Genomic DNA, 21546 nt, shown 5'->3' on the forward strand with positions numbered 1-21546 from the left:
ATTCCTCGTATCTAATTTATTAATACGTCTTCCCACAAGCTTGCAGTTATTTCAATTGAATACCTTTTTTCAGCGGTTTTTCGTGCTTCAGAAGCCATTCTTTTTAATACTTCATTGTTATTTGTAAGATATTCTATTTTTTTCTTGAATGCAGTCTTATCTCCAATGGGCACTAAGAATCCATCATTCTCATCAGTAATAATTGTTTTTGGACCCACACAAACTGTGGAAATAGGTACTACTCCGCACGCCATTGCCTCAATTAAAACTATTCCAAAAAGTTCTTCCCATCCTTTTACAGAATATGAAGGAAGCAACAGTATATCACATTGTTGATAAAGCTTCGCTAATTTCGTTTGGTCTTTAACTAAACCTAAATAACTAACATTTTTAAATTGGGTTTGAAGATCTATAATCTCATTTCTTAAAATACCGTCCCCTATAAACCACCATTCAATATGCTTTGTCTCTCTAAGATCCTTTATTAATTCAATAATAATATCAACACCTTTTTCAGGTATCAATCTTCCAACGTATAATATTCTTATTATATTTGAATCGTTAAAGCGATTTGATGGTGTAAATGTTATTGAGTTAATGCAATGAGGTATTATTGTAGTATTATCTGTATATTTTTTTAAACCTTTTTTTACATCATCAGTTACAGCAACTACCTGTATTCCTTTTAAGAATTTTTCCCATAATACAACTTGTTTTTTTATGTATACATATTTAGGGTAATTTGAGAAATCCCAATAAGGCCATGAGGAGTAATATATTACATTATGTCTTTTTTTCAAAATTAATAAGTACCATATAATTGAATCATAAGGTGCAGCGCCAATAATAATTTGTTTGTTTTTAGATACAAGAAAGTAAATTAAATACATAAGGTTACATATAGATTTGCGTACAAGATTAAAATTTCTTCTATAAATTCCCTTTAATAATTGTCTAACAATAGAAAATTCAACTGAAACAAGTTTACTATAGTAGTTCGTTCTTTGATTTAAATAACCTATTGACTCAAAATGTCTTGGAGCACCAGTTTCATGAAGAATAAATAATTTTTCTTTTTTCATAAATTCACCTTTCTCTTACTTAACTCATTTAATCCATTAAATTCATTAGAGTTTGCTATACCTAGCATGAACCAAAATATAAAACCTAATGGTTCCCAATAAAAGACATCAAAAGTTAATGAATTAAAACACATAGCTAATAAAATAAAAGAAATCCAATTATATTTTATAGTATTTATATTTATTACTATACTTTTGTATATTATATATAAAAGCATAATTACCCCTATTATTCCGAGATCTACAAGCATGGATAAAAAAAGATTATCTATTACTGGAAATCCATCACCTGGTGTTTTATTCATCAATTGAATTTTAGATCCCCCAAACCCATACCCAACAAAAAAAGAATAGACATTTTCACATATAATATTAAAAGACCAATAATACATCAATGATCTATGTGTGACTGAAAAGTCAGAATCATTTGTCAAAGAAAGTCTTGCAGTAAAATCATCCGCAAGGGGAGTCATCGAAAGTAAAAAAACAACTATGCAACTCAATAGCCATACAAAAACATTTTTTATTAATTTCTTTTTATATAGAATAATAATTGTTACTAATATAAATGCTAACCAAGTTCCCCTTGAATATGTTAAAAATACACTGTAAGCAATTATAGAAATAGGAATAAATGATAAAAAGAATTTCAAACCTTTCTCTGTGTGTAAAATATCACAGAACCAACACACTAACGATGGTAGTAACAATGCCCCTAATACTACTGGATTACCAATTGTTCCACTTGCTCTTTCATTTAATAATATTCCTTCCACTCCACTAGTGTATTGTTTGAATAGCATACTACCATTAACTTGTGTGACAATCGGACTAATATATATAGTGTATAACACCAGTAATGATTGAACTAACCCAGATATCTTTATTGTTGTAAATGCTAAATTCTCTAAATTTAAAATCCTTATAAATCTTCCAATTAAATATGAACTACTAATTATTAATATAAAATATGCACCTTTTGAAACTTCGGCGTTATAAATTAGTGCTATAATTGCCATTATATAGGCCAATACATCAATGATATTTATTCTCAATTTAATATTAGTAAATAGTATTACTAGGCTAAATAATAATAGCGTTAATATTATTAATATTCTTGTCAAGGACAGTGAGCCTAAAACAGTATTTATAATTACTAAGCTAGGTGCAGCTTCTATTGGTGGAAGATTCATTGCACAAATAATTAACAAACCAACAAAGAGTGAAGCTAATCTTAATAAGATTGATTTATCTGTTTTCTTCAAACTAAATTCTGATGCTATTTTGTCCTCTTGCATATGTTTAACATCACCCTTTATAGTACTTCTCTAAAAATATTTATAAGTTTATTTGCAGTTTCATCGTAGTTAAAGTCCTTTATTCTTTCCTGTCCATTTAATACAAGGTGTTTTGCTAACTCTGGTTCAGTAGTTACTTTAAAAATACCTTCAGCAATACTATTGATATTATTTGGATCTACATAATAAGCAGCTTTACCACATACCTCCGGCATTGATGAAGTATTTGAAGTGATAATAGGACAAGAACAATTCATTGCTTCAAGCAAAGGTATACCAAAACCTTCATACAGTGAGGGAAAGACAAAAGCAGAGGCACTTGTATATAATGATGCAAGATCTTCATCTGGGACATACCCTAAAAATAGAACCTTGTCTTTAATATTTAAGTTATTCGGCATCGTTACAATATCTTTATCCATTTTATTAATATTACCAACGATAACAAGTTTTAATTCAGGTATTTTAATTCTTGAGAAAGCTTCAATTAGTTTTCTTATATTTTTGTATGGTCTTGTTTCTCCAACACATAATATATAACTGTTAAAAATATTATATTTTTTTTTAACATTTGACACTTCTATGGGGGAACGTTTGTAAAACACTCTTTCGTTAAAACCTTGATGTACTACATAAATCGGTAAGGAGTCTATCTTAAAATATTTTTCAATATCTTTTTTAGTGGAATCTGAAACTGTCACTATACCAGTTGAATTTTTAAGTATTTTTGGTAAAATATACTTAAAATAATATCGCTGTCTTGGATATGTTTCAGGATATAGTAAAGGTAGAAGATCATGAATTGTAATATATTGTTTACAAATTGGAAAGAACATTCCTTCAGGTAAAGTAGAAAAATATACATTGCATTTTTCTTTTTTTATAATTTTAGTTAAATTAATTTGATTCCATAATAATCTCGACAGGTTTCCTTTTATACCTTTTTCGCACAATAATTGAGGTAAAACTTGAATGCGGTTGTGATAATTATCTTTTAAATCTTTTCTTGTTGTTAACGCAACCATATCTATACTTTTGTTTTCAATAAATTTTCTTAGGAGTTCTTCTGTATATCTATTTAGACCATCCATCCCGTTTGATCTTAATACACTAGCATCAAATGCAATTTTTGAGTGAATCAAATTGTTCTCCCCATTTTCCCTTGAATAAAATGAATATAAGCTTTAATCACAAAATGTAATCTTAATATTTGAAGTTTTAATAATTTTGGAGTTATTGATCTATAAATAGTAAACAAAAGGGCTAATATTAAATATTTTTTATGATATCTTTTAATTAAAAATAACATATTTCTTAAACTATAATAATCTTGTACTGCACTTTTTTTTCCAATTGATGCGCCTTCTTTATGCCATACTATACTTTTATAACAATAATTTAAGTTCCATGACCTCTGCTTTGCGCGTATACACCAATCAACTTCTTCTGAATACATAAAATACTCTTCTGGTATCAGCCCAATATCCTTTATTACAGCTAGTTTCACCAATAAACTTGCTCCAGTAATATAATCAGGCTCCAAACAAATATCCCATTGACCATTATCGACTTCATTTGCACCAATGTGTTTAGTTACACCCTTCCATGGAATAAGAAAGCCACCTGCTATTGTTTGAATCGTAACTTTTTGATGAAAGTATAATAATTTAGAACCTACCATTCCTATTTTTTCAGAATTTTTAAAAGAGTTCATTAAATTAACTAATGAATTATTTTCAATTATTGTATCATTGTTCAAAAGCCAAATATAATTTGAATCACCCTTTTTTAACACGTAATTAATGCCGACATTATTACCACCTGCATATCCTAAATTTCCTTCAGTATTTATTATTATTAATGGATGATCTAAACATTCAGGTAATTTTTCATATAACATGTTTTCTTCATCAGTTCTACCACCATTAACGGAAGTAATTTTATTATACTGAATATATGGTATTTTACCTTGGTCGTATGAATCGGCCCAATGCTTTATCTTTTCAACAGATTGGTCGGAAGAATCATTATCAATAACAAGCAATTGATAATTTTTATAATTATTTTTTAATATGCTATTCAAACATTCAATTGTATCTTTCCATCCATTCCAATTTAATATTAATATATAAACTTTTGGGGTATTATTGGACATTAGTTGCACCTTCATTAGATATATTAATAAACTCTTTACACTTAGATTTAACAACTTCTTTAAATTCATTTTTAAATCTCTCAGGAGAGAATTTTAAAGCATTTATTCTACAATCTAATGGAGATATTTGATCACTAATTGATTCAAAAATATTAACTGCATCTCTGAGTGAAGATTCTGTTTGACTGTAGAAGAATACTCCTGTTGGATTATCATGCTCAATACCACGAATCGTCTCAAGTACTCCGCCTCTTCCAAATGCTATAACAGGTGTTCCACATGCCTGAGCTTCAACAGGAATAATTCCAAAATCCTCCTCTGCAGCAAATATAAATGCTTTTGCTTTTTGTAAGTATTTTAATAACACTTCATCCTCTTGGTAACCTAGCATAATAATATTATCTTTTGCCAATGCTTTTATTTTTGCAAATTCTGATCCAGTACCAATTACTATTAATTTTTTATCTGGCATATTCGAAAAAGCCTCAACTATTAAATCAACCTTTTTATATGGAACTAATCTTGAAGCAGTTAAATAGTAGTCATCTTTATTTTCACATAGGGCAAATTTATTAACATCTACAGGAGGATATATTACGGTGGCTTTACGGTTATATACCTTAAAAATTCTTTTAGCAATAAAATTTGAATTTGCAATAATTTCATCGACTCCATTGGCAGTTCTATAATCCCATATACGAATTTTATGTAAAATTAAACTCGTTACCCATCGTTTTATCCCTTTGTTCAACCCAGATTCCTTCAAATACTGATGTTGTAGATCCCAAGCATATCGGATAGGTGAATGAACATACGAAATATGCAATTGATTGGGACCAGTTATTACTCCCTTTGCAACTGCATGTGAACTTGATATAACTAAATCGTATGATGTTAGATCGAATTGTTCTATGGCTAACGGCATAAATGGTAAATAGTTTCTAAAAAATTTTCTTGAAAATGGAATTTTTTGCACAAATGAAGTTTGGACTTTTTTATTGCCAATAAAATGTTTATTCTTTTCATCCAAAAAATTTACTATACTAAATAAATCAGCATTCGGGTACAAATTAATTATTTGTTCCAAAACTCTTTCTGATCCTGCATATACATCAAGCCAATCGTGTATAATTGCAATTCTCATTTTTCAATCACTTCCTTAAAAACCTTAATTAGATCTGTTTTTACTCTTTCCCAAGTAAACATATTAGCACGTGAAAATCCTCTCATCCTAAGTTGGTTTCGCTTATCGTCTTCCAGTACACTTATAATTCGCTCAGCTAATTCTTCCGACGAGAATGGATTAAAGTATTTTATTGCATCACCACATACTTCTTTTACTGCCGGAATATCTGATGCAAGCACTGGACAACCACATGCCATAGCTTCTAATGGTGGTAAGCCAAAGCCTTCGTAAAATGATGGAAAAATTAACAAATCCGTATGTAAATAATACTGTTTTAGTTCATTTTCTTCTACGTATCCAGTAAAATGGATACGATCTCCAAACATTTTCGCGTATTCAATAATTTTTGAATCACCAGTTATAAAACCCTCTTTCTTACCAACAATAACTATATCATGCTCTATCTTTTCTTTTATTAAATTGAATGCATCTAATACTGATAAAATGTTTTTGTGTGGTTTAACATTTCCAACTAATAAAATGTATGACTTTTTGTGGGGGTTATATTTTTTTTCCATCGTAAACCACGATTCATCAACACCATTATGAATGATACGAATTTTTTCACTATCTATACTAGTTAAATTAATCAATTCATTTTTTGTAAATTCAGAAACACATACTATTGCATCAGCTTTTTTCTTAATAGCATTAAACATTAATTTAGAATAAACTTTTTTGCTGATTCCTTTTACATATTTGGGCATTGCAAGATGAAACACATCATGTACTGTAACGACCATTTTTCTTTTAAGAAATATAGGAATATTATAATGTGGAGACCAATACAACTCAGTATCTTTTTTTACTTTATTAATCATTTCCAATTGCTCTTGAATTGAATATATTGATGATTTAAGGTCTATTAAATGAACATTATCTTCTTTAGCCCAATCATATTTAATAACATCATTTATATTACATAAAATATTAAATCTATAGTTTTTTTCTTTTACAATAAGAGGCATTAAATTACGTAAATAAGTTCCTATACCTGAATAGTTTATCATGCGGGCATCAATAGAAATATTATGTTTCATATGCTAAATCTCCTTATTTATTCAATATGCCCCTCTTTTCAAAACCACAATCCAAACTGTTTTTATGAGTATATTTAAATCAAACCAAATCGTTTTATTATATACATAAAAAAGTTCTAGATCTACTCTTTCCGGATAACCAACATTACTTCTTCCGCTAACTTGCCAATATCCTGTAACTCCAGGCTTCACTGACAAAAAATCAACTGTTTTATCCGCGTATTCTTTCAATTCATCTCTGACTACAGGACGTGGCCCAACTAGACTCATTTCACCTTTTAATACATTAAATAATTGAGGAAGCTCATCTATACTTGTATTTCTGAGGAACCTACCTAATTTAGTTATTCGGGGATCTTCGTGTGGTTCCAATTTATAATTATTTTCTAAATACTTTTTATAAAGATTATGATCTGAGACCAGTCTCTCCTCAGCATTTGAAACCATCGAACGAAATTTATAAATTTTAAACGTTTTACCATGTTGACCAATTCTATTTTGCTTAAACAGAATTTTCCCATGCGGATCGTCTATCTTCATTAATATCGCTATAACAATAAAAACCGGCAAAAGAGCTATAATGCCTAAAAGTACTAAAATTACATCCAGAGCTCTTTTGAGAATAGGATATATATTAGATTCAAACGAATGTTCATTTATATCACGTGACAAAGGCGCACTCAATGCACTACTATCCTCATTCATATTGGCCATAACTGTAATTATCCTCCCTCAAACTCTTTATCCTAGTTTACTTATCATATTTTCTTTATTTAGAATTTCATTAAGTGCATAAATTAATGGCATTCTTAACTCATTATTCAAAAGTGCAAAATCCAAAGTAGTCAAAATAAATCCTAACTTCTCACCTACATCATAGCGAATGCCTTCGAAATGGTATGCATATACTTTCTGCAATTCATTTAACCTCTGGATCGCATCCGTCAATTGAATTTCCCCGCCTGCGCCAATCTGTTGCTCTTCCAAAATATCGAAGATCTCCGGTGTCAGGATGTATCTTCCCATAATCGCCAGGTTCGACGGCGCCTTCCCCTTCGCCGGCTTCTCTACAAAATGATTAACCTCATACAAACGGCCATCGCGTTCCAATGGATCAATAATGCCGTAACGGCTGGTTTCCTCTTGGGATACCGGCTGAACGCCGATCACGGAGCTTGCGGTTTGTTCAAATTGATGAATTAACTGTCTTAAGCAGGGTGTCTCCGAATGTACAATGTCATCCCCCAGTAAGACCGCAAATGGTTCGTCACCAATAAATTTCCTTGCGCACCACACCGCATGCCCCAGTCCTTTGGGCTCCTTCTGACGGATATAATGAATATCCACAATTTTTGACGCATGCTGAACCTCTTTCAGAAGCTCCAGCTTTCCCTTTTCCAGAAGGTTTTGTTCCAGTTCAAAGGCATGGTCGAAGTGATCCTCGATTGCCCGTTTTCCTTTGCCGGTTACGATGATAATGTCCTCAATCCCGGACTGTACGGCTTCCTCTACAATGTACTGGATGGTAGGCTTATCCACGATCGGTAGCATCTCTTTGGGCATCGCCTTGGTTGCCGGCAAGAATCGGGTACCCAATCCGGCAGCGGGAATAATGGCTTTCCTTACTTTTTTCATCTCTTTACCTCCCGAATATGATATTTATCTATGTTCTGTCCCGTGCTGCCTAGATAAAACGGTAAGCTATGTCGTTTTCCATCAGAAAACAACATAGCTTACCGTTTTATACAAAAATCATATAGGGCATCCAACCCCTCCTCACATCACACCCTTGACGATATACGTCTAAGGCGGCGAACCGCCCACAGCATGACCGAGTGCCTACAGTGATAAAGGTGCAGTAGACATTACCTGTGACTGCTTCTAAGCTCGATTACTTTTTATCGCTTGAACCGTAGTAATAATAGTAAGGACTTTCGCTCTTGTTGCGTTCCTTGTTGTTGAGTACGACACCCAAGATCTTCGCGTTCACCTGGTTTAACCGCTCTAAGGCTTTACGAGCCGTATCCCGTTTGACTTTCCCGCTGTTGAGTACGAAGACTACGCCGTCGCATTTGGCCGACAATACCTGGGCGTCTGTTACCGCAAGAGTAGGCGGCGTATCGAACAGAATGATATCGAACATGTCTTTCAGCTCTTCGAGCTGCTGCTCCAAGCGTTTGGAATTTAACATTTCCGCCGGATTGGGCGGGATAGGTCCGGAGCAGATCAAGGAAAGATTCTCAATATGAGTGTCGGCGATCGTCTGCTGCAGCGTGTACTGTCCGGCCAAGAGATTCGACAGCCCGATCCGATTCGATTTCATAAAGAAATGATGCAGCGTCGGTTTGCGCAGATCCGCATCAATCAGAACGACCTTCTTGCCCTCTTGAGCGAATGCGACGGCCAAGTTCGTGATGGTGGTCGACTTCCCCTCGGACGGCTCCGGCGATGTAACGACGATGCTTCGTATGTTATTGTCATAAGTAGAAAATTGAATGTTGGTTCTGAGCGTTCGATAAGCTTCAGAGATATATGATTTCGGATTCAAATCGGTAATGATCTGGTACGGATTAGCTGAGGTTGGCATATGATTTCTCACCTACTTGCTGCTGGTTTAATGATGCATCCGCCTTGCTGCTTTTCAATTCATCCTTATTCATTTTGTTGATCGTGACCAGGACGGGCAGCTGCAGGTAATTCTGAACGTCCGCCTCCGTCTTGATCGTGTCATCCAGATATTCCAACAAAAAGATGAGACCGACGGCCACCATCAATGAAACCACGAAAGAGATGGCCAAGTTCAGTTCCGGCTTGGGCTTTACCGGCACCGGCTGCTCCAGCGGCTTTGCTGCATTCAGAATCATGACGTTATCGACCTTCATGATTTGCGGGATTTGGCTCTTGAACACCTCGGAAACTGCATTGACGATCATCACCGCTCTGGCATGGGAATAATCCTCTACGCTTACCGTGATGACCTGCGTATCGTTAACTGAGCTTACCTGGATCTTATCCATCAGCTGCTCTGTGGTCATTTCCAGCTCCGGATAATCGGCTGCTACATAGTCCAGAATAGCCGGTGTCTTCATGATTTCCTTGTACGTATTCACGAGCATGATATTGGATCGGACGATATCGGTCGTTAACGTTTCAAGCCCGCCGATCTCATTTGATTTATTAACGATCAGCTTGGTGCTGGCCGAGTAAACAGGCTTCATATAAAAGTAACTGACAATCCCTGTGGTGATGCAGGATACAAGCACGATAACCGTCAGCATCCAGACCCGCTTTTTGATGATTTGAAAATATTCCTTAAGTTCTAATTCCATGTACATTCTCCGCATTCATTAGATTTTTGATTGGGTCGTTAGCCAAGATACAAATTGTATCGTGAGCAGCGCTTCATTTCCCTCCCCTTTAAAAATTGTTCTTATTTAAGAACATGAACCCAATTATACGATACTATCTGTATCTTATAACGCACAAAATAAATTTACGATACTTTTTGTATCATGTCAATTCATTTTTTCTGAGAATCAGACGATGGGGAAGTCATGACATTCGAGGATGAAGGTGACGGATTCTGAATACGGAAGAGGCTCTGAGCATGCTTGCCGTTCCCCAGATGAAGCTGGGACAAGATTTTGTTGACATCCAATTGAATTTTGGCATGGTTGGAATCTTGCTTACTCACATTAAACTCTCCCTTGATCATCCGAATTTGTGGAATTCTCAACTGGAATTCTCTCGTTTTTTTCTCAATTCTTATATTCTCACTTTATGATACATATTGTATCTTGTCAAACGATTTTTATAGCGAATCATGTCGAAATAAAGCGCTAAATCCTCATAAACGGGTCAATTTGCCTAAAGTTTTTTTTATCCGTGAAAGCGGTCCCACAAATGACAAAAAGAAGGAGCTCTACATGAGAGATTTCTACCAGATGACAAACAGTGTGCTTCCTTGTGCTGTCTTACGGACCTTGCCGAATCAGGCTAGTATATCCAATGGAGGAGAACCAGATCGTTGCATGTCGGCGTCCTAGGGTCAGCTTAGGCGATTGTACTATGGCGTTGACAGATTAGTACGACGGACATCTTCCCATAGTGAATATTTTTAGGTAGAATGGGTTAGAATGGAAGTTTATGATACATCATGTTATCATGATGCTGAAAAAATAAAAATAAGTTACATATCGTATCTTTGTCAAGTAAATTTTATCACGATTTCTCGTCAAATCATGGTATAATAGAATGTAACGTTTTTTTACTATTGATCGCTCAATCACAGTTTTAAACGGGGGTTTGGTTACATGAAGTATGGGGAGCGCATTGCTTCACTCAGAGAAAAACATGCAATGACGCAAGAGGAATTATCTGCAAAGCTTGGCATCACTCGCGCTTCTCTATCCCACTATGAAAATAACAGAAGAGCGCCGGACTATGATACCATCACCAAAATTGCCGGCTTCTTTAAAGTATCTATTGATTATTTACTAGGCAGAACCGATGATCCGCATATTGTGCTTGATGATGAAGTTAGAAAATTCGTGGACAGTCTGGAATTGTCCGATGATAATATTTTAGAGAAATTCTCGCTGACCATTGACGGCAAAAAGCTCACCCCGGAGGAGGCCAAACGATTTATCGCTTTTGTCCGGGCCGAACGTTCCATTAACAATAACTAATGCCGGGATATAACCCCATACACGATGTATTGTGCTGCGATAAGCTCTTGTACGGAAGAGAACCCTTCTGTATAAGAGCTTTTTTTTATTCATTGGGAAAGCAAAGAGGACTACCCCTAAGTCCAATCGGCTTAGGGGTAGTCCTGCTATGATGAATAAGTCCGTATCTTACAGATCGAAGTACAGGGAGTACTCGTGCGGATGAATGCGAATCGATACAGCTTTCGCTTCTTCGCGCTTCAAAGCAATGTAGTTGTCGATAAAGTCCTTCGTAAATACGCCGCCCTCAGTCAGGAACTCATAATCTGCTTCCAAAGCGTTGAGCGCCTCGTCAAGCGTACCTGGAACACTGCGGATTTCCGCTTTTTCTGCAGCGGACAGATCGTAGATGTTCTTGTCGAGCGGACCGTAGCCAAGCGCACGAGGGTCGATTTTCTTGGCGATACCGTCAAGACCTGCAAGCAGCATCGCAGCGAATGCCAGGTAAGGGTTAGCCGTGGAATCCGGAGTACGGAACTCGATACGGCAGCCTTTAGGCGTTACGGCAGCAACCGGAATACGAACAGCTGCGGAACGGTTACCTTTGGAGAATACCAGGTTTACCGGCGCTTCGTAGCCAGGAACCAGACGCTTGAAGGAGTTCGTGCTCGGATTCGTCAGAGCGATCAAAGCCGGAGCATGGTACAGGATACCGCCGATGTAATGAAGAGCCATTTCGCTCAGGTTAGCGTAGCCGCCTTTTTCATAGAACAAAGGAGTGTCGCCGTTAAAGATCGATTGGTGAACGTGCATCCCGCTGCCGTTGTCGCCAAACAGAGGCTTCGGCATGAAGGTTGCCACTTTACCATATTGTCTTGCTGTATTTTGAACGATGTATTTATATTTCATCAGGTTGTCAGCTGTTTTGGTCAATGTGTCAAAACGGAAGTTGATCTCGCCTTGACCCGCTGTTGCCACTTCGTGGTGATGACGCTCGATGCGCAGACCCGCTTCTTGAAGCAAACGGCACATTTCGCTGCGGAGATCCTGCTGTGTGTCTGTTGGAGCTACAGGAACATAACCGCCTTTGTGCTTCACTTTAAAGCCCAGGTTGCCGCCTTCTTCTTTACGGTTGGAGTTCCAGTGAGCCTCTTCGGAATCTACGAAGTAGGAAGAAGAGTTTTGGCCGCTCTCGTAACGAACTTCGTCAAAGATGAAGAATTCGGACTCAGGAGCAAAGAATGCTGCAGTGCCTACGCCGGCTTTTTGCAGGTACTCTTCCGCTTTTTGGGCGATGCTGCGAGGGTCGCGATCATAACGCTCGCCTTCCGGCGTGTGAATGTTACACATAATCACGAGCGTTGGATGTGCAGTAAAGGGATCAACATAGGAAGTTTCCGTATCCGGCATCATGACCATGTCGGACTCTTCAATGCCTTTGAAGCCTGGGATGGAGGAACCGTCAAAAGCAACGCCGTTCTCAAAAGTCGCCTCATCCACTTCGGTAGCCGGCAAAGAAATATGGTGCGCTCTGCCGCTCAAATCGACAAAACGGAAATCGATCCACTCAATACCTTTTTCTTTAATTGTGTTTAACACGTTCTGAACTGACATAATCTCGCTTACCTCCTAAATTCCGAACATTATTGACTGTTTGTTCGTGTATTGTTCAAGTTTTTGATGATCATGTGCTAATTATAAAACCATTCTACAAGAATCGTCAATACTTATGTAAGGTATTTTTTGCGGAGGTGTCAGGTATGCTTACACATATCACATTTTCTTCACATTTCAGACAAAAAGAAGGCTTGACTTTCCTGTTTTACAGGAAAATCAAGCCTTCTCCCCTCTAAAGCCGAATATTCAGGAGAGCTGTACAAGCTCTTTTTGCGTATCGAAGCGTTTGCCGCACAGCGGAGCCAGCTTCTCTAAATCCAGCATCAGCTTGGCGAATTGATCCGGGAACAGCGATTGAACGCCGTCGCCGGTCATGGAATTATCCGGATCCGTATGCATTTCTACAATCAAGCCGTTGGCGCCGGCCGCAACAGAAGCCTTGCACATCGGCTCTACCAGCTCGCGGCGTCCGGTTCCGTGACTCGGGTCCGATATGACCGGCAGATGGCTAAGCGACTGGAGCGCAGGAATGGCAGCCAAGTCCAGCGTATTGCGCGTGTAGGTTTCAAATGTTCGGATTCCGCGTTCGCATAACATTACGTTCGGGTTTCCGCCTGCCAGAATGTACTCCGCCGCATTCAAGAATTCGTCATAGGTGGCGCTGAACCCGCGCTTGAGCAGGACCGGCGTTTGAATGGTGCCCAGCTTGCGCAGCAGATCGAAATTTTGCATGTTGCGTGTGCCTACCTGAAGAATATCGGCGTATTCCGCGCATACGTCCACATATTCCGGCGTCATCACTTCGGTGATTGTCAGCAGGCCGTGTTTCCTGCCCGCTTCAGCCATCATCGCGAGCCCCTCCACGCCTACGCCTTGGAAGCTGTAGGGCCCGGTTCTCGGCTTGAATGCTCCGCCGCGCAGCACCTGCGCTCCGGACGCCTTCACCAGGCGCGCAATCTCATCGATCTGCTCCGGGGATTCCACAGCGCAAGGGCCGCCCATGACGACCAGCTGATCGCCTCCGATCTCTACGCCCTTTATTTTAATTACGGTATCATCCGGGTGAAAATCCCGGCTTGCCAGCTTGTAGGATTTCGATATTTTCACAACCTGCTCTACTCCCGAGAGCTGGCGCAGCTGCTCAGCCAGCACGGGGCTTGCTTTGCCGATGATCCCGATGACCGTACGGTCCACCCCTTTGGACACATGAGCCTTCACCTCATGCTTCTCAATATGCTGAACAATGGCTTCAATTCGCTCTTCCGAGGTTTTATTCGAAATAATGACGATCATGGCAAGAACACGCTCCCTATGGACAAGTATTTTATACTTAAACGCTTCGACGCTTATACGCTTTTAAGCTTTTAATCGCTAAAGTAAATATACAACGGAGAGCTGCTCTCCGTCAATACCTTCCTTTATTTAAATCATTTAGCCTTTGGCTTCAGAAGATAGCAGCTGCTCTTTACGCTTCCGGCGTTTTTCCTTCCGCTTTCCGTCAACCCATTCGAGCATCCATTTGACCGGATAGAATACAAGCAGCCCAAGCACGGCGCCGTCAATGATTCCCCCGACCAGAAGCTTCATATTAAACCGCAGGAACTTGTCGAGCCAATCCGGCAGCATTTGCTGCAAATGCCAGCGGATGCCGTGAGGCAGCACTAACGCCCCTACTTGTTTATTGATAAAAGACATAGGTATATAAATCACCTTGCCGAATACAAAGCCGATCAAAGCTGCCGCCATGCTGGCCCGCAGGGAATACACCAAGGGGAAGATCAGGAAAAAAGCAAGCCCTGCTGTCGGCAGCGTAAACATCTCGATGGCCAAACCGATGGAAAAGCCGAGCGCCACCATGACAGGCCCCCCTTTGGCCCTTGTCAGCTGCAAATATTGATATTTAAACCAGCGACCGATGTTGTGAAGCTTGAACGTTTTTTTCTTTTTCGCCTTGATCTTCATCCGCTGCCGTCCTTTACCTTCCTTTATTCTTAAACGGTCTTTTGTTTCGGTGCCGGAATCAGCCTGGCCATATTCACGGTCCGCCGGATTTCCCAAGTGTGTGGATTATTCGGATCGTACTGCTCAAGATAGGTGATGACCTCTTTGGTAATCGGTGTCGGAGTGGATGCGCCGGCGGTCACAGCCACACGGCGTACCGGCTCAAGCCATTCGCGCTTCAATTCGCTTACATCGGCGATGCGGTAGGCTCTGACCCCGGCAATCTCTTCGGATACCTGCGCCAGCCTGTTCGAGTTATTGCTGCGCGGGTCACCGACCACAAGCACCAGATCGGCGTCCTTGGCCTGTTCGGCTACGGCCTCCTGCCGAACCTGCGTCGCCAGGCAAATTTCGTTATGAATCTCGGCGTGCGGGAACTTCTCCAGCAGCCGGTTCATAATGTGCTTGATATCCCATTGGCTCATCGTCGTTTGGTTCGTAATAATCAATTTGTCCGAGTTAAGCTGCATTTGTTCGATTTCTTCAAGCTTTTCGATCAAATGCACATGGTCCGGCGCTACACCGATGGCGCCCTCCGGCTCGGGGTGGCCTTTTTTGCCGATGTAGATGATCTGATAGCCTTCGGCGCTTTTCTCCCGAATCAGATCGTGCGTCTTTGTCACATCGGGACAAGAGGCGTCCACTACGGTCAGCCCCTTCTCTCTCGCCCTGCGGCGTACCTCCGGAGAAACTCCGTGGGCGGTAAAAATGACCGTTCCCTTGTCGATTTGCTCAAGAATCTCCAGACGGTTCGGCCCGTCCAGCGTAATGACCCCTTCGTTCTCGAAAAATTCCGTTACGTGAGCGTTGTGTACAATCATGCCCAATATATATACAGGTCGCGGCAAATCAAGGTTTTTGGCCGTCTGCATGGCGAGCGCCATGGCATCGACGACTCCGTAGCAATAGCCGCGGGGAGAAATTTTGATCACGTCCATCATGAGCACCTGCCCGTCTATCGAATTTTCACTTCTCACTCATTATACTTCATTACCCGAAGGGAGGGAATGCCCTTCACTTTGAGATGCCCCCTCAGGGACGACCGGAAGCCAAATGACAAAGGTTGTTCCTTCGTCCTTGCGGGTCTTCACTTCCACCGAGCCGCCGTGCTCGTCGATGATCCATTTGGCGATCGACAGCCCCAGCCCCGTCCCCGATTTTTGGCCGCGCGACGGATCCGCCCGGTAGAACCGTTCGAAAATATATGGTACTTCTTCCTTATCCATTCCGATTCCCGTATCCGCTATGCGGATCCCGATCTGGTCTTGGTGAAGCAGCGCATCCAATCTGACACTGCCCTGGTCCGTATATTTGAATGCATTTTCTACAAAAATAAATACCAGCTGCTGTAAATAGTCCGGACTGCCGTGGACGTATACGCCCTCGCCGGCCGACAGATCGCCTACGATAAAGTCGGCGGTGCGCGGAAGCAGCTGCGCTTTGCGCGCTACCCCATCCAGCAGCGTCTTCATCTCGACATCGGTCTTGCTCATTTGGAACCCTGCGTCGGCGCGGGCAAGCGACAACAGGTCTCCGACAAGCCGCGACATCCGCTCCGTTTCGCCGGATATATCCTTCATGGCTTCAATGGAAAGCGCCAGCTGCTCGCTGTCCTGCTGGCCTGCCTGCAGAGCCGTTTGCTTCCACATTTTCTCCAGCAGCTCCACATTGCCGCGGATCGTGGTCAGCGGCGTTCTCAGCTCATGGGAAGCGTCCGAAACGAACCGCCGCTGCGTTCTGTAGGCCTCTTCCAGCTCCTCATATGCGTTTTGCAGCCTGGAGAGCATGCCGTTGATCGTTTCGGTGAGTACGCCGATTTCATCGTTGGGTCCATGGTACTCGATCCTTTTTTGGAGGTCGGCCCCTTTTTCAATCTGGTTGGTGGCTGCAATAACCTGCTCAATCGGCCGCAGCGCCTTGCGTGCAAGGAACCAGCCGACCGAGGAGGCAATCACGATGCTAAACAAAGCCGTAACCGTAAGGATCAGCCGAAGCGTGGCCAGCAGCTGCTCGTAAGGCTCAATGTAGGTCCCCGCCTGCATCATCCCGATCGCTTCTCCCCGCTGGGAGATAATCGGCGTGTAGTAAACCAGAAAATCCAAGCCGTCAATTTTTATTTTCTCGAATTGGCAGTCTCCGTTCAGAACACATGAAATTTGCTTGGCCGGAATATCCGGGAAATTAAGCCGGGCCTCCTCCAGATTGGGAGAGTAAAATTTGTTTCCGTTCTGCAGGTTGACGACCTGAAAATACATGTTATTGTAACGGAGCAAATCACGTCCTGACCCCGAGTAGCGAAATTCCAGGGTTAGTCCCTTGTCCGACAAGGACAACTGCGGCACGATCCGCGTTCTGACGCTTTCGGCCTGCTGCTGCAGCTGGGATTGAAGGCTGTCGTAATAAATATAATGCAAAAAGAAATACAGCCCCAGCCCGAGCAGCAGCAGTGTGGCAGACAGTATGCCCGTATACCACAGAGTCAGACGCATACGAACGGACATGTCAGTCCTCTCCTCTCAGCACATAACCCGCGCCGCGCACCGTCTGGATGATCCGCTTGTGCCCATGCTCCTCCGTTTTTTGCCGCAGAAGGGCGATATACACCTCAAGCACATTCGATTCCCCGCTGTAATCGTATCCCCAGATCTTTTCCATGATCACGTCGCGTGACAGTACTCTTCTTGGATTTTGCAAAAACAAATACAGCAGCTCAAATTCTTTGGTCGTCAGCTCGATCCGCTGACCCCCCCGGAAAACTTCACGGGTATCCAAATCCATAAACACATCCTGATATTGGATTTTGTTGGTGTTTTGTTCCGTTTTGGCAGCCGCTTTACGGCGCAGCAGCACGCGCACCCTGGCCAGCAGCTCCTCTAACGCAAACGGCTTGACCAGATAATCGTCCGCCCCCAGATCAAGCCCTTTGACCCGGTCTGCAATCTCGTCCCTTGCGGTGAGCATCAGCACCGGCACGTCCGAGCCGCCCTCCCGTATACGGCGCACAACCTCCCAGCCGTCCAATTGCGGCATCATGACATCCAGAATGACCGTATCCGGATCATTCTCCAGAATCTGCTTCAGACCGTCCATGCCATGATTGGCCGTCAGCACCGTGTACCCCTCAAACGCCAGACTTCTGCGCAGCATCGAAGTGATTTTTTCATCATCGTCAATCACTAATATTTTCTCTCTCATGTCCCCTTGGCACCATCCTCAACGTTATTGCAAAATCATGGATCGATGTACCTTCTCTCTTTCATCTTAACAAATTGCGCGCTTCTTGAGAAACGTTGTGCGGGCGAAAAAAAGCAGAGCATCCGAAAGGGTCCGCTCTGCCTTTAATCGCCTTATTGCTGCTGCTGCTGCGCGTTCCGGTCGCCAATGGTGACCTCTATGCTTATTTTCTGTCCGTCGCGCATGATGCCAATATTAGCTTTATCCCCAACCTTCAGCTTTTGAATCGCGCTGACGGCCTCCGCCGATGTTTTCACTTTGGCTCCGTTCACTTCCACGATGACGTCATAAGGACGAACGCCTGCCGTAAACGCCGGGCTTCTCCGCTCCACATCGGATACGATCGCCCCATCGGTATTCTCAAGCTTCAGGTCGGCAACCCAATCCTTCTGTACGTCACCCAGTCTTACACCGATGTAAGGAGCCGGTTCTTTCGGAATTTCAACGTTGTTTTTCAGGTTGTCCAGTACGGCAGAAATCGTGCTGGTCGGGATCGCAAAGCCGATACCCTGCGCCTGGGAGCTGACCGCCGTATTGATACCGATGACTTCACCGTTCAGGTTCAGCAGCGGACCGCCGGAGTTCCCGGGATTGATCGATGCGTCGGTTTGCAGCAGGTGCTTGTATTCGCGTGTTCCGTTGCTGTCCGGAATGCTGATCGGACGTTCCTTCGCGCTGAGCACGCCCACCGTTACCGTATGGTCAAAGCCGTACGGGTTACCGATGGCAACCACCCAGTCGCCGACGTTCAGGTTATCCGCGTTGCCAAGCGGCAGCATCGGGAAATCTTTATCGCCTTTGATTTTCAAAGCGGCCAGGTCAAGATCGTAGCTGTTACCCAGAAGCTCCGCTTTAAACGGCTGTTCATAGCCCTGCACATAAACCAATATTTCATCCGCGCCGTCAATCACGTGCTCGTTGGTCAGGATATATCCGGACTTTTCAAAAATAAAGCCGGTCCCCATCCCACCAGGCTGCAGCTGATCCGAGTTCGGCTGACGGCCTCCGTTATCTCCGAAGAATTGACGGAAGAACGGGTCGTCAAGCAGCGGATTGCCGGAGCGGCTCGAGGCTTTGGGCTTCACCTTGGTTTCGATCTTGACTACCGCCGGGCTTGCCTGCTGGACAATGCTCGAGACACTGTTCGGACGATTGATGTCCAGTGCGGATGGCTGAACGCCTCCATTGTTCGAGGCTGCCGCAGGAATCGAGCCGTTCGATCCGCCTCCTCCGTTCATCACGCCTTCCGCACCGGTAAACAGGTTCATTTTGTCGGAAGCGAACATGAGTGAGCCAACCACAAGCACTCCCGCCATGAACGACGTGAAAATCGTGCGGAAGCTTCCGGAGCGCTTCGGCTTGCCGGCCTGCCAGCCGCCCATACCGCCGTTGGCCGTATTCGGCTCCACCGTCGAACCAAAGCTGTAAGTCCGCAATGGCTTCGGCGGTGTGACCTCCACCGGAGCGGACCCGGTATTGTCTTTGGCCGCCTCCTCGCCGCCGGGCTTAAACGGTCCGTAAGAAAAGTAATGAGAAGAAGTCCGTTCTTCTTTCAACGCCTGCTTATCGTTATTGTCATTCTCCTTATAATCAGAGGAACCATCATTCGCCCGACGAAAGAAGTCATCCAACGAATTGCCGTCGTTGTTCTTGTAATTGTTGTTATCCATAAGACCAAACCTCCATCTTATTCGATTTCAGGATTTCAATAGGATTGCTTAACTCTCGCTGTTCTTGTAATTCATATTGCACCCGCAACCTTAAAGAAACCTTAATAAAAAATAAAATGGAGGTAAAATCGAATCTTGTCATAAAACCCCTATGTAAAAGGGGCTGTCCGCTCTTTATCGCGCTGTAAACCGTGTCTGATTCCAGTCCGCCGTCAGGCGGACAAGATCACACAATCGCCGGCCATTTGCCGAGGGAAGACGCCCGCATTACCTCCAGCCCTGCTCTACCTCCCTAAGGAGCGATTTCGCTTTTCCGACCCACTTGTCTTCGACCTGGGCATCTTTATCCATCGGTTCCTGGAACTGATCGATCAGCGCGCCGGACACCCGCATTTGCGCTTCTTTGTCCAGCCCTTCATTATACACGTGCTTTAACACAAACGGGGTACCGATTTGAACGATCGCATCCGTGGTGTCCGTATCCCCGTCCAGAACACCGTGGGTTACCTGAAACGGGATACGAAGCCATACCTTATGGCCCTCGTCCAAGGGCCGGTCAAAGCTTCCGTGCCCATAATCCCAATTGCCGCCCAATGCAAACTCATGTCCATGCAAATATTGCCGTACCTGATCAAAATTCTCTTCGCGGTTCTCCAATGAAGAATCCAGTGGAATCATCCGTATCTCCTCCAACCGTAAGCTGTGTTGTGATCTATCCATAGAATGGACTACCCCGGGGAAAATTATGCCTTGGCGCCTCCTGCGGCAAAAGAAAAACCCCTTCGCGGGGCTTAAGGCTATTTCTTGGATGTATCTTTACGAACCACATGATCGGAGTCACGTTCATGTCGATGATTATGTTTATCCGCATCTTTTTTTGCCGATTTAGTACTGTTGTCAAAATCATGATCATGTGCATGCTTCTGCTGCTTTTTTGATGACTGTTTGCTTGAGCTGTGCTTTTTCATATGACACACTCATCCCCTCAAAGTTATTAACCTCAAGGTTATTTTATTAAAAGCTGGACAACGGGGTGTGGGGTAACTGAACATTATTTATTTCATAACAACTTTGTACATCAAACATGTCACGAGTACATCAAATGCCTATATATTTTCAAATCGCTTAGGCAATGAGGTGAAAAAAACATCATGGCTGCATATATGGATTACACATCTCCATCAACTCAATACACATTTGACGTAAATAACAGTCCCTTGTTTAAAATAGAATCCTAAGTGCCAATAATGTTGTAGAACCGCATGATCACCAGAATGCCGCCGAGTTAGTCTTCTGTATTTCCGGTGCAATGCTCCCGGTCAAGTGGCGAACGTTCCACAAGGCAATACAGACAATATTGGGGCTATAGATAAAAAAGCCTAACAAGCAGCATAAAGGAGTCATTACTCTTTTTCTGCCAAGCTGCCGTCAGCGGAGCAATAATATTACTATTTCCCTATCGTTTCCCATTAGAATTCCTGTAGAACGAATAATTTGATCTTTGCAAAAAAACGAGCGCCTCGGTACGATGGGGTTGCGCACGAGGTCATAGCCTCAAAAAACCCATCATCCAGGAGGTCGCTCTACTATGAAGTT

21 protein-coding genes and 1 pseudogene are annotated in these 21546 nt (G+C 42.2%); 2 read left to right on the forward strand and 20 right to left on the reverse strand.

The features are described from left to right. Window positions 1-11: 11 nt before the first annotated feature. From ACZYR9_RS16095 to ACZYR9_RS16145, 11 genes are all read right to left on the reverse strand, one after another. Window positions 12-1082, reverse strand: a complete 1071-nt coding sequence (locus tag ACZYR9_RS16095) for a glycosyltransferase family 4 protein (protein ID WP_488979508.1) — start codon at window positions 1080-1082, stop codon at window positions 12-14. After that, window positions 1079-2380 (reverse strand): O-antigen ligase family protein, encoded by a 1302-nt coding sequence (locus ACZYR9_RS16100; protein ID WP_488979509.1) that lies wholly within the window; start codon window positions 2378-2380, stop codon window positions 1079-1081. Before ACZYR9_RS16100 ends, ACZYR9_RS16095 begins: the two co-directional genes overlap by 4 nt. A gap of 17 nt (window positions 2381-2397) precedes the next feature. Beyond that, entirely contained in the window at window positions 2398-3522 is a 1125-nt protein-coding gene (locus ACZYR9_RS16105; protein WP_488979510.1) for a glycosyltransferase family 4 protein, read from the reverse strand. Then, window positions 3519-4535, reverse strand: a complete 1017-nt coding sequence (locus ACZYR9_RS16110) for a glycosyltransferase family 2 protein (protein WP_488979511.1) — start codon at window positions 4533-4535, stop codon at window positions 3519-3521. Before ACZYR9_RS16110 ends, ACZYR9_RS16105 begins: the two co-directional genes overlap by 4 nt. Beyond that, window positions 4525-5679 carry a glycosyltransferase family 4 protein gene (locus ACZYR9_RS16115; RefSeq protein WP_488979512.1) on the reverse strand — a complete coding sequence of 385 codons (1155 nt, stop codon included), beginning with the start codon at window positions 5677-5679 and terminating at the stop codon, window positions 4525-4527. The genes ACZYR9_RS16110 and ACZYR9_RS16115 overlap by 11 nt, the downstream gene beginning before the upstream one ends. Next, complete coding sequence (locus tag ACZYR9_RS16120) at window positions 5676-6761, reverse strand: glycosyltransferase family 4 protein (RefSeq protein WP_488979513.1); 1086 nt, start codon at window positions 6759-6761, stop codon at window positions 5676-5678. The genes ACZYR9_RS16115 and ACZYR9_RS16120 overlap by 4 nt, the downstream gene beginning before the upstream one ends. A gap of 21 nt (window positions 6762-6782) precedes the next feature. Next, window positions 6783-7475, reverse strand: a complete 693-nt coding sequence (locus ACZYR9_RS16125; protein ID WP_488979514.1) for a sugar transferase — start codon at window positions 7473-7475, stop codon at window positions 6783-6785. A gap of 27 nt (window positions 7476-7502) precedes the next feature. Beyond that, window positions 7503-8396 (reverse strand): UTP--glucose-1-phosphate uridylyltransferase GalU, encoded by an 894-nt coding sequence (gene galU, locus ACZYR9_RS16130; protein WP_488979515.1) that lies wholly within the window; start codon window positions 8394-8396, stop codon window positions 7503-7505. Window positions 8397-8652: 256 nt separating this feature from the next. Then, complete coding sequence (locus ACZYR9_RS16135; protein WP_488979516.1) at window positions 8653-9348, reverse strand: CpsD/CapB family tyrosine-protein kinase; 696 nt, start codon at window positions 9346-9348, stop codon at window positions 8653-8655. After that, window positions 9332-10090 carry a YveK family protein gene (locus ACZYR9_RS16140; RefSeq protein ID WP_488979517.1) on the reverse strand — a complete coding sequence of 253 codons (759 nt, stop codon included), beginning with the start codon at window positions 10088-10090 and terminating at the stop codon, window positions 9332-9334. Before ACZYR9_RS16140 ends, ACZYR9_RS16135 begins: the two co-directional genes overlap by 17 nt. 191 nt (window positions 10091-10281) lie before the next feature. Next, a complete protein-coding gene (locus ACZYR9_RS16145) occupies window positions 10282-10455 on the reverse strand; it encodes a hypothetical protein (RefSeq protein WP_488979518.1) in 174 nt (57 codons plus the stop codon). Window positions 10456-11074: 619 nt separating this feature from the next. Between ACZYR9_RS16145 and ACZYR9_RS16150 the strand changes: the two genes are divergently transcribed. Further along, window positions 11075-11449, forward strand: a complete 375-nt coding sequence (locus ACZYR9_RS16150) for a helix-turn-helix domain-containing protein (RefSeq protein ID WP_488979519.1) — start codon at window positions 11075-11077, stop codon at window positions 11447-11449. 168 nt (window positions 11450-11617) lie between these two features. On the opposite strand, the gene glnA is transcribed toward ACZYR9_RS16150, so the two are convergent. The 9 genes from glnA to ACZYR9_RS16195 form a co-directional block, all read right to left on the reverse strand. Then, complete coding sequence (glnA, locus tag ACZYR9_RS16155) at window positions 11618-13042, reverse strand: type I glutamate--ammonia ligase (protein ID WP_488979520.1); 1425 nt, start codon at window positions 13040-13042, stop codon at window positions 11618-11620. Between the two features lie 249 nt (window positions 13043-13291). Then, window positions 13292-14338 carry a 3-deoxy-7-phosphoheptulonate synthase gene (gene aroF / locus ACZYR9_RS16160; protein ID WP_488979521.1) on the reverse strand — a complete coding sequence of 349 codons (1047 nt, stop codon included), beginning with the start codon at window positions 14336-14338 and terminating at the stop codon, window positions 13292-13294. A gap of 138 nt (window positions 14339-14476) precedes the next feature. Beyond that, on the reverse strand, window positions 14477-15007 hold the full coding sequence (locus ACZYR9_RS16165; protein ID WP_488979522.1) for a DUF2062 domain-containing protein: 531 nt from the start codon (window positions 15005-15007) through the stop codon (window positions 14477-14479). 29 nt (window positions 15008-15036) lie between these two features. Continuing rightward, window positions 15037-15984 carry a 4-hydroxy-3-methylbut-2-enyl diphosphate reductase gene (locus tag ACZYR9_RS16170; RefSeq protein WP_488979533.1) on the reverse strand — a complete coding sequence of 316 codons (948 nt, stop codon included), beginning with the start codon at window positions 15982-15984 and terminating at the stop codon, window positions 15037-15039. A 42-nt stretch (window positions 15985-16026) separates the two neighbouring features. Continuing rightward, complete coding sequence (locus ACZYR9_RS16175) at window positions 16027-17547, reverse strand: ATP-binding protein (protein ID WP_488979523.1); 1521 nt, start codon at window positions 17545-17547, stop codon at window positions 16027-16029. A 1-nt stretch (window position 17548) separates the two neighbouring features. Next, window positions 17549-18241 (reverse strand): response regulator transcription factor, encoded by a 693-nt coding sequence (locus ACZYR9_RS16180; protein ID WP_488979524.1) that lies wholly within the window; start codon window positions 18239-18241, stop codon window positions 17549-17551. Window positions 18242-18393: 152 nt separating this feature from the next. Next, window positions 18394-19950, reverse strand: coding sequence for a trypsin-like peptidase domain-containing protein (locus ACZYR9_RS16185; protein WP_488979525.1), 1557 nt, complete (start codon window positions 19948-19950; stop codon window positions 18394-18396). A gap of 267 nt (window positions 19951-20217) precedes the next feature. Next, the gene (locus ACZYR9_RS16190; protein WP_488979526.1) at window positions 20218-20628 is read right to left on the reverse strand and encodes a YugN family protein; all 411 of its coding nucleotides are present in this window, start codon (window positions 20626-20628) and stop codon (window positions 20218-20220) included. 119 nt (window positions 20629-20747) lie between these two features. Further along, window positions 20748-20918 (reverse strand): hypothetical protein, encoded by a 171-nt coding sequence (locus ACZYR9_RS16195; protein ID WP_488979527.1) that lies wholly within the window; start codon window positions 20916-20918, stop codon window positions 20748-20750. Window positions 20919-21101: 183 nt separating this feature from the next. Here ACZYR9_RS16195 and ACZYR9_RS16200 point away from each other — a divergent pair. Beyond that, window positions 21102-21294, forward strand: a pseudogene (locus ACZYR9_RS16200) (cupin domain-containing protein); the annotation flags it as partial. Window positions 21295-21546: the final 252 nt, after the last annotated feature.

It is taken from the genome of Paenibacillus sp. F024, assembly GCF_057814255.1.

Bases quoted from the DNA above. Each gene is read 5' to 3' on its own strand.
- ACZYR9_RS16195 (WP_488979527.1), bottom strand. From the start codon at position 20,918: ATGAAAAAGCACAGCTCAAGCAAACAGTCATCAAAAAAGCAGCAGAAG.
- ACZYR9_RS16180 (WP_488979524.1), bottom strand. From the start codon at position 18,241: ATGAGAGAGAAAATATTAGTGATTGACGATGATGAAAAAATCACTTCG.
- ACZYR9_RS16175 (WP_488979523.1), bottom strand. From the start codon at position 17,547: ATGTCCGTTCGTATGCGTCTGACTCTGTGGTATACGGGCATACTGTCT.
- ACZYR9_RS16125 (WP_488979514.1), bottom strand. From the start codon at position 7,475: ATGGCCAATATGAATGAGGATAGTAGTGCATTGAGTGCGCCTTTGTCA.
- ACZYR9_RS16100 (WP_488979509.1), bottom strand. From the start codon at position 2,380: ATGCAAGAGGACAAAATAGCATCAGAATTTAGTTTGAAGAAAACAGAT.
- glnA (WP_488979520.1), bottom strand. From the start codon at position 13,042: ATGTCAGTTCAGAACGTGTTAAACACAATTAAAGAAAAAGGTATTGAG.
- ACZYR9_RS16115 (WP_488979512.1), bottom strand. From the start codon at position 5,679: ATGAGAATTGCAATTATACACGATTGGCTTGATGTATATGCAGGATCA.
- ACZYR9_RS16135 (WP_488979516.1), bottom strand. From the start codon at position 9,348: ATGCCAACCTCAGCTAATCCGTACCAGATCATTACCGATTTGAATCCG.
- ACZYR9_RS16095 (WP_488979508.1), bottom strand. From the start codon at position 1,082: ATGAAAAAAGAAAAATTATTTATTCTTCATGAAACTGGTGCTCCAAGA.
- aroF (WP_488979521.1), bottom strand. From the start codon at position 14,338: ATGATCGTCATTATTTCGAATAAAACCTCGGAAGAGCGAATTGAAGCC.
- ACZYR9_RS16185 (WP_488979525.1), bottom strand. From the start codon at position 19,950: ATGGATAACAACAATTACAAGAACAACGACGGCAATTCGTTGGATGAC.
- galU (WP_488979515.1), bottom strand. From the start codon at position 8,396: ATGAAAAAAGTAAGGAAAGCCATTATTCCCGCTGCCGGATTGGGTACC.
- ACZYR9_RS16190 (WP_488979526.1), bottom strand. From the start codon at position 20,628: ATGATTCCACTGGATTCTTCATTGGAGAACCGCGAAGAGAATTTTGAT.
- ACZYR9_RS16110 (WP_488979511.1), bottom strand. From the start codon at position 4,535: ATGTCCAATAATACCCCAAAAGTTTATATATTAATATTAAATTGGAAT.
- ACZYR9_RS16150 (WP_488979519.1), top strand. From the start codon at position 11,075: ATGAAGTATGGGGAGCGCATTGCTTCACTCAGAGAAAAACATGCAATG.
- ACZYR9_RS16120 (WP_488979513.1), bottom strand. From the start codon at position 6,761: ATGAAACATAATATTTCTATTGATGCCCGCATGATAAACTATTCAGGT.
- ACZYR9_RS16140 (WP_488979517.1), bottom strand. From the start codon at position 10,090: ATGGAATTAGAACTTAAGGAATATTTTCAAATCATCAAAAAGCGGGTC.
- ACZYR9_RS16170 (WP_488979533.1), bottom strand. From the start codon at position 15,984: ATGGACGTGATCAAAATTTCTCCCCGCGGCTATTGCTACGGAGTCGTC.
- ACZYR9_RS16165 (WP_488979522.1), bottom strand. From the start codon at position 15,007: ATGAAGATCAAGGCGAAAAAGAAAAAAACGTTCAAGCTTCACAACATC.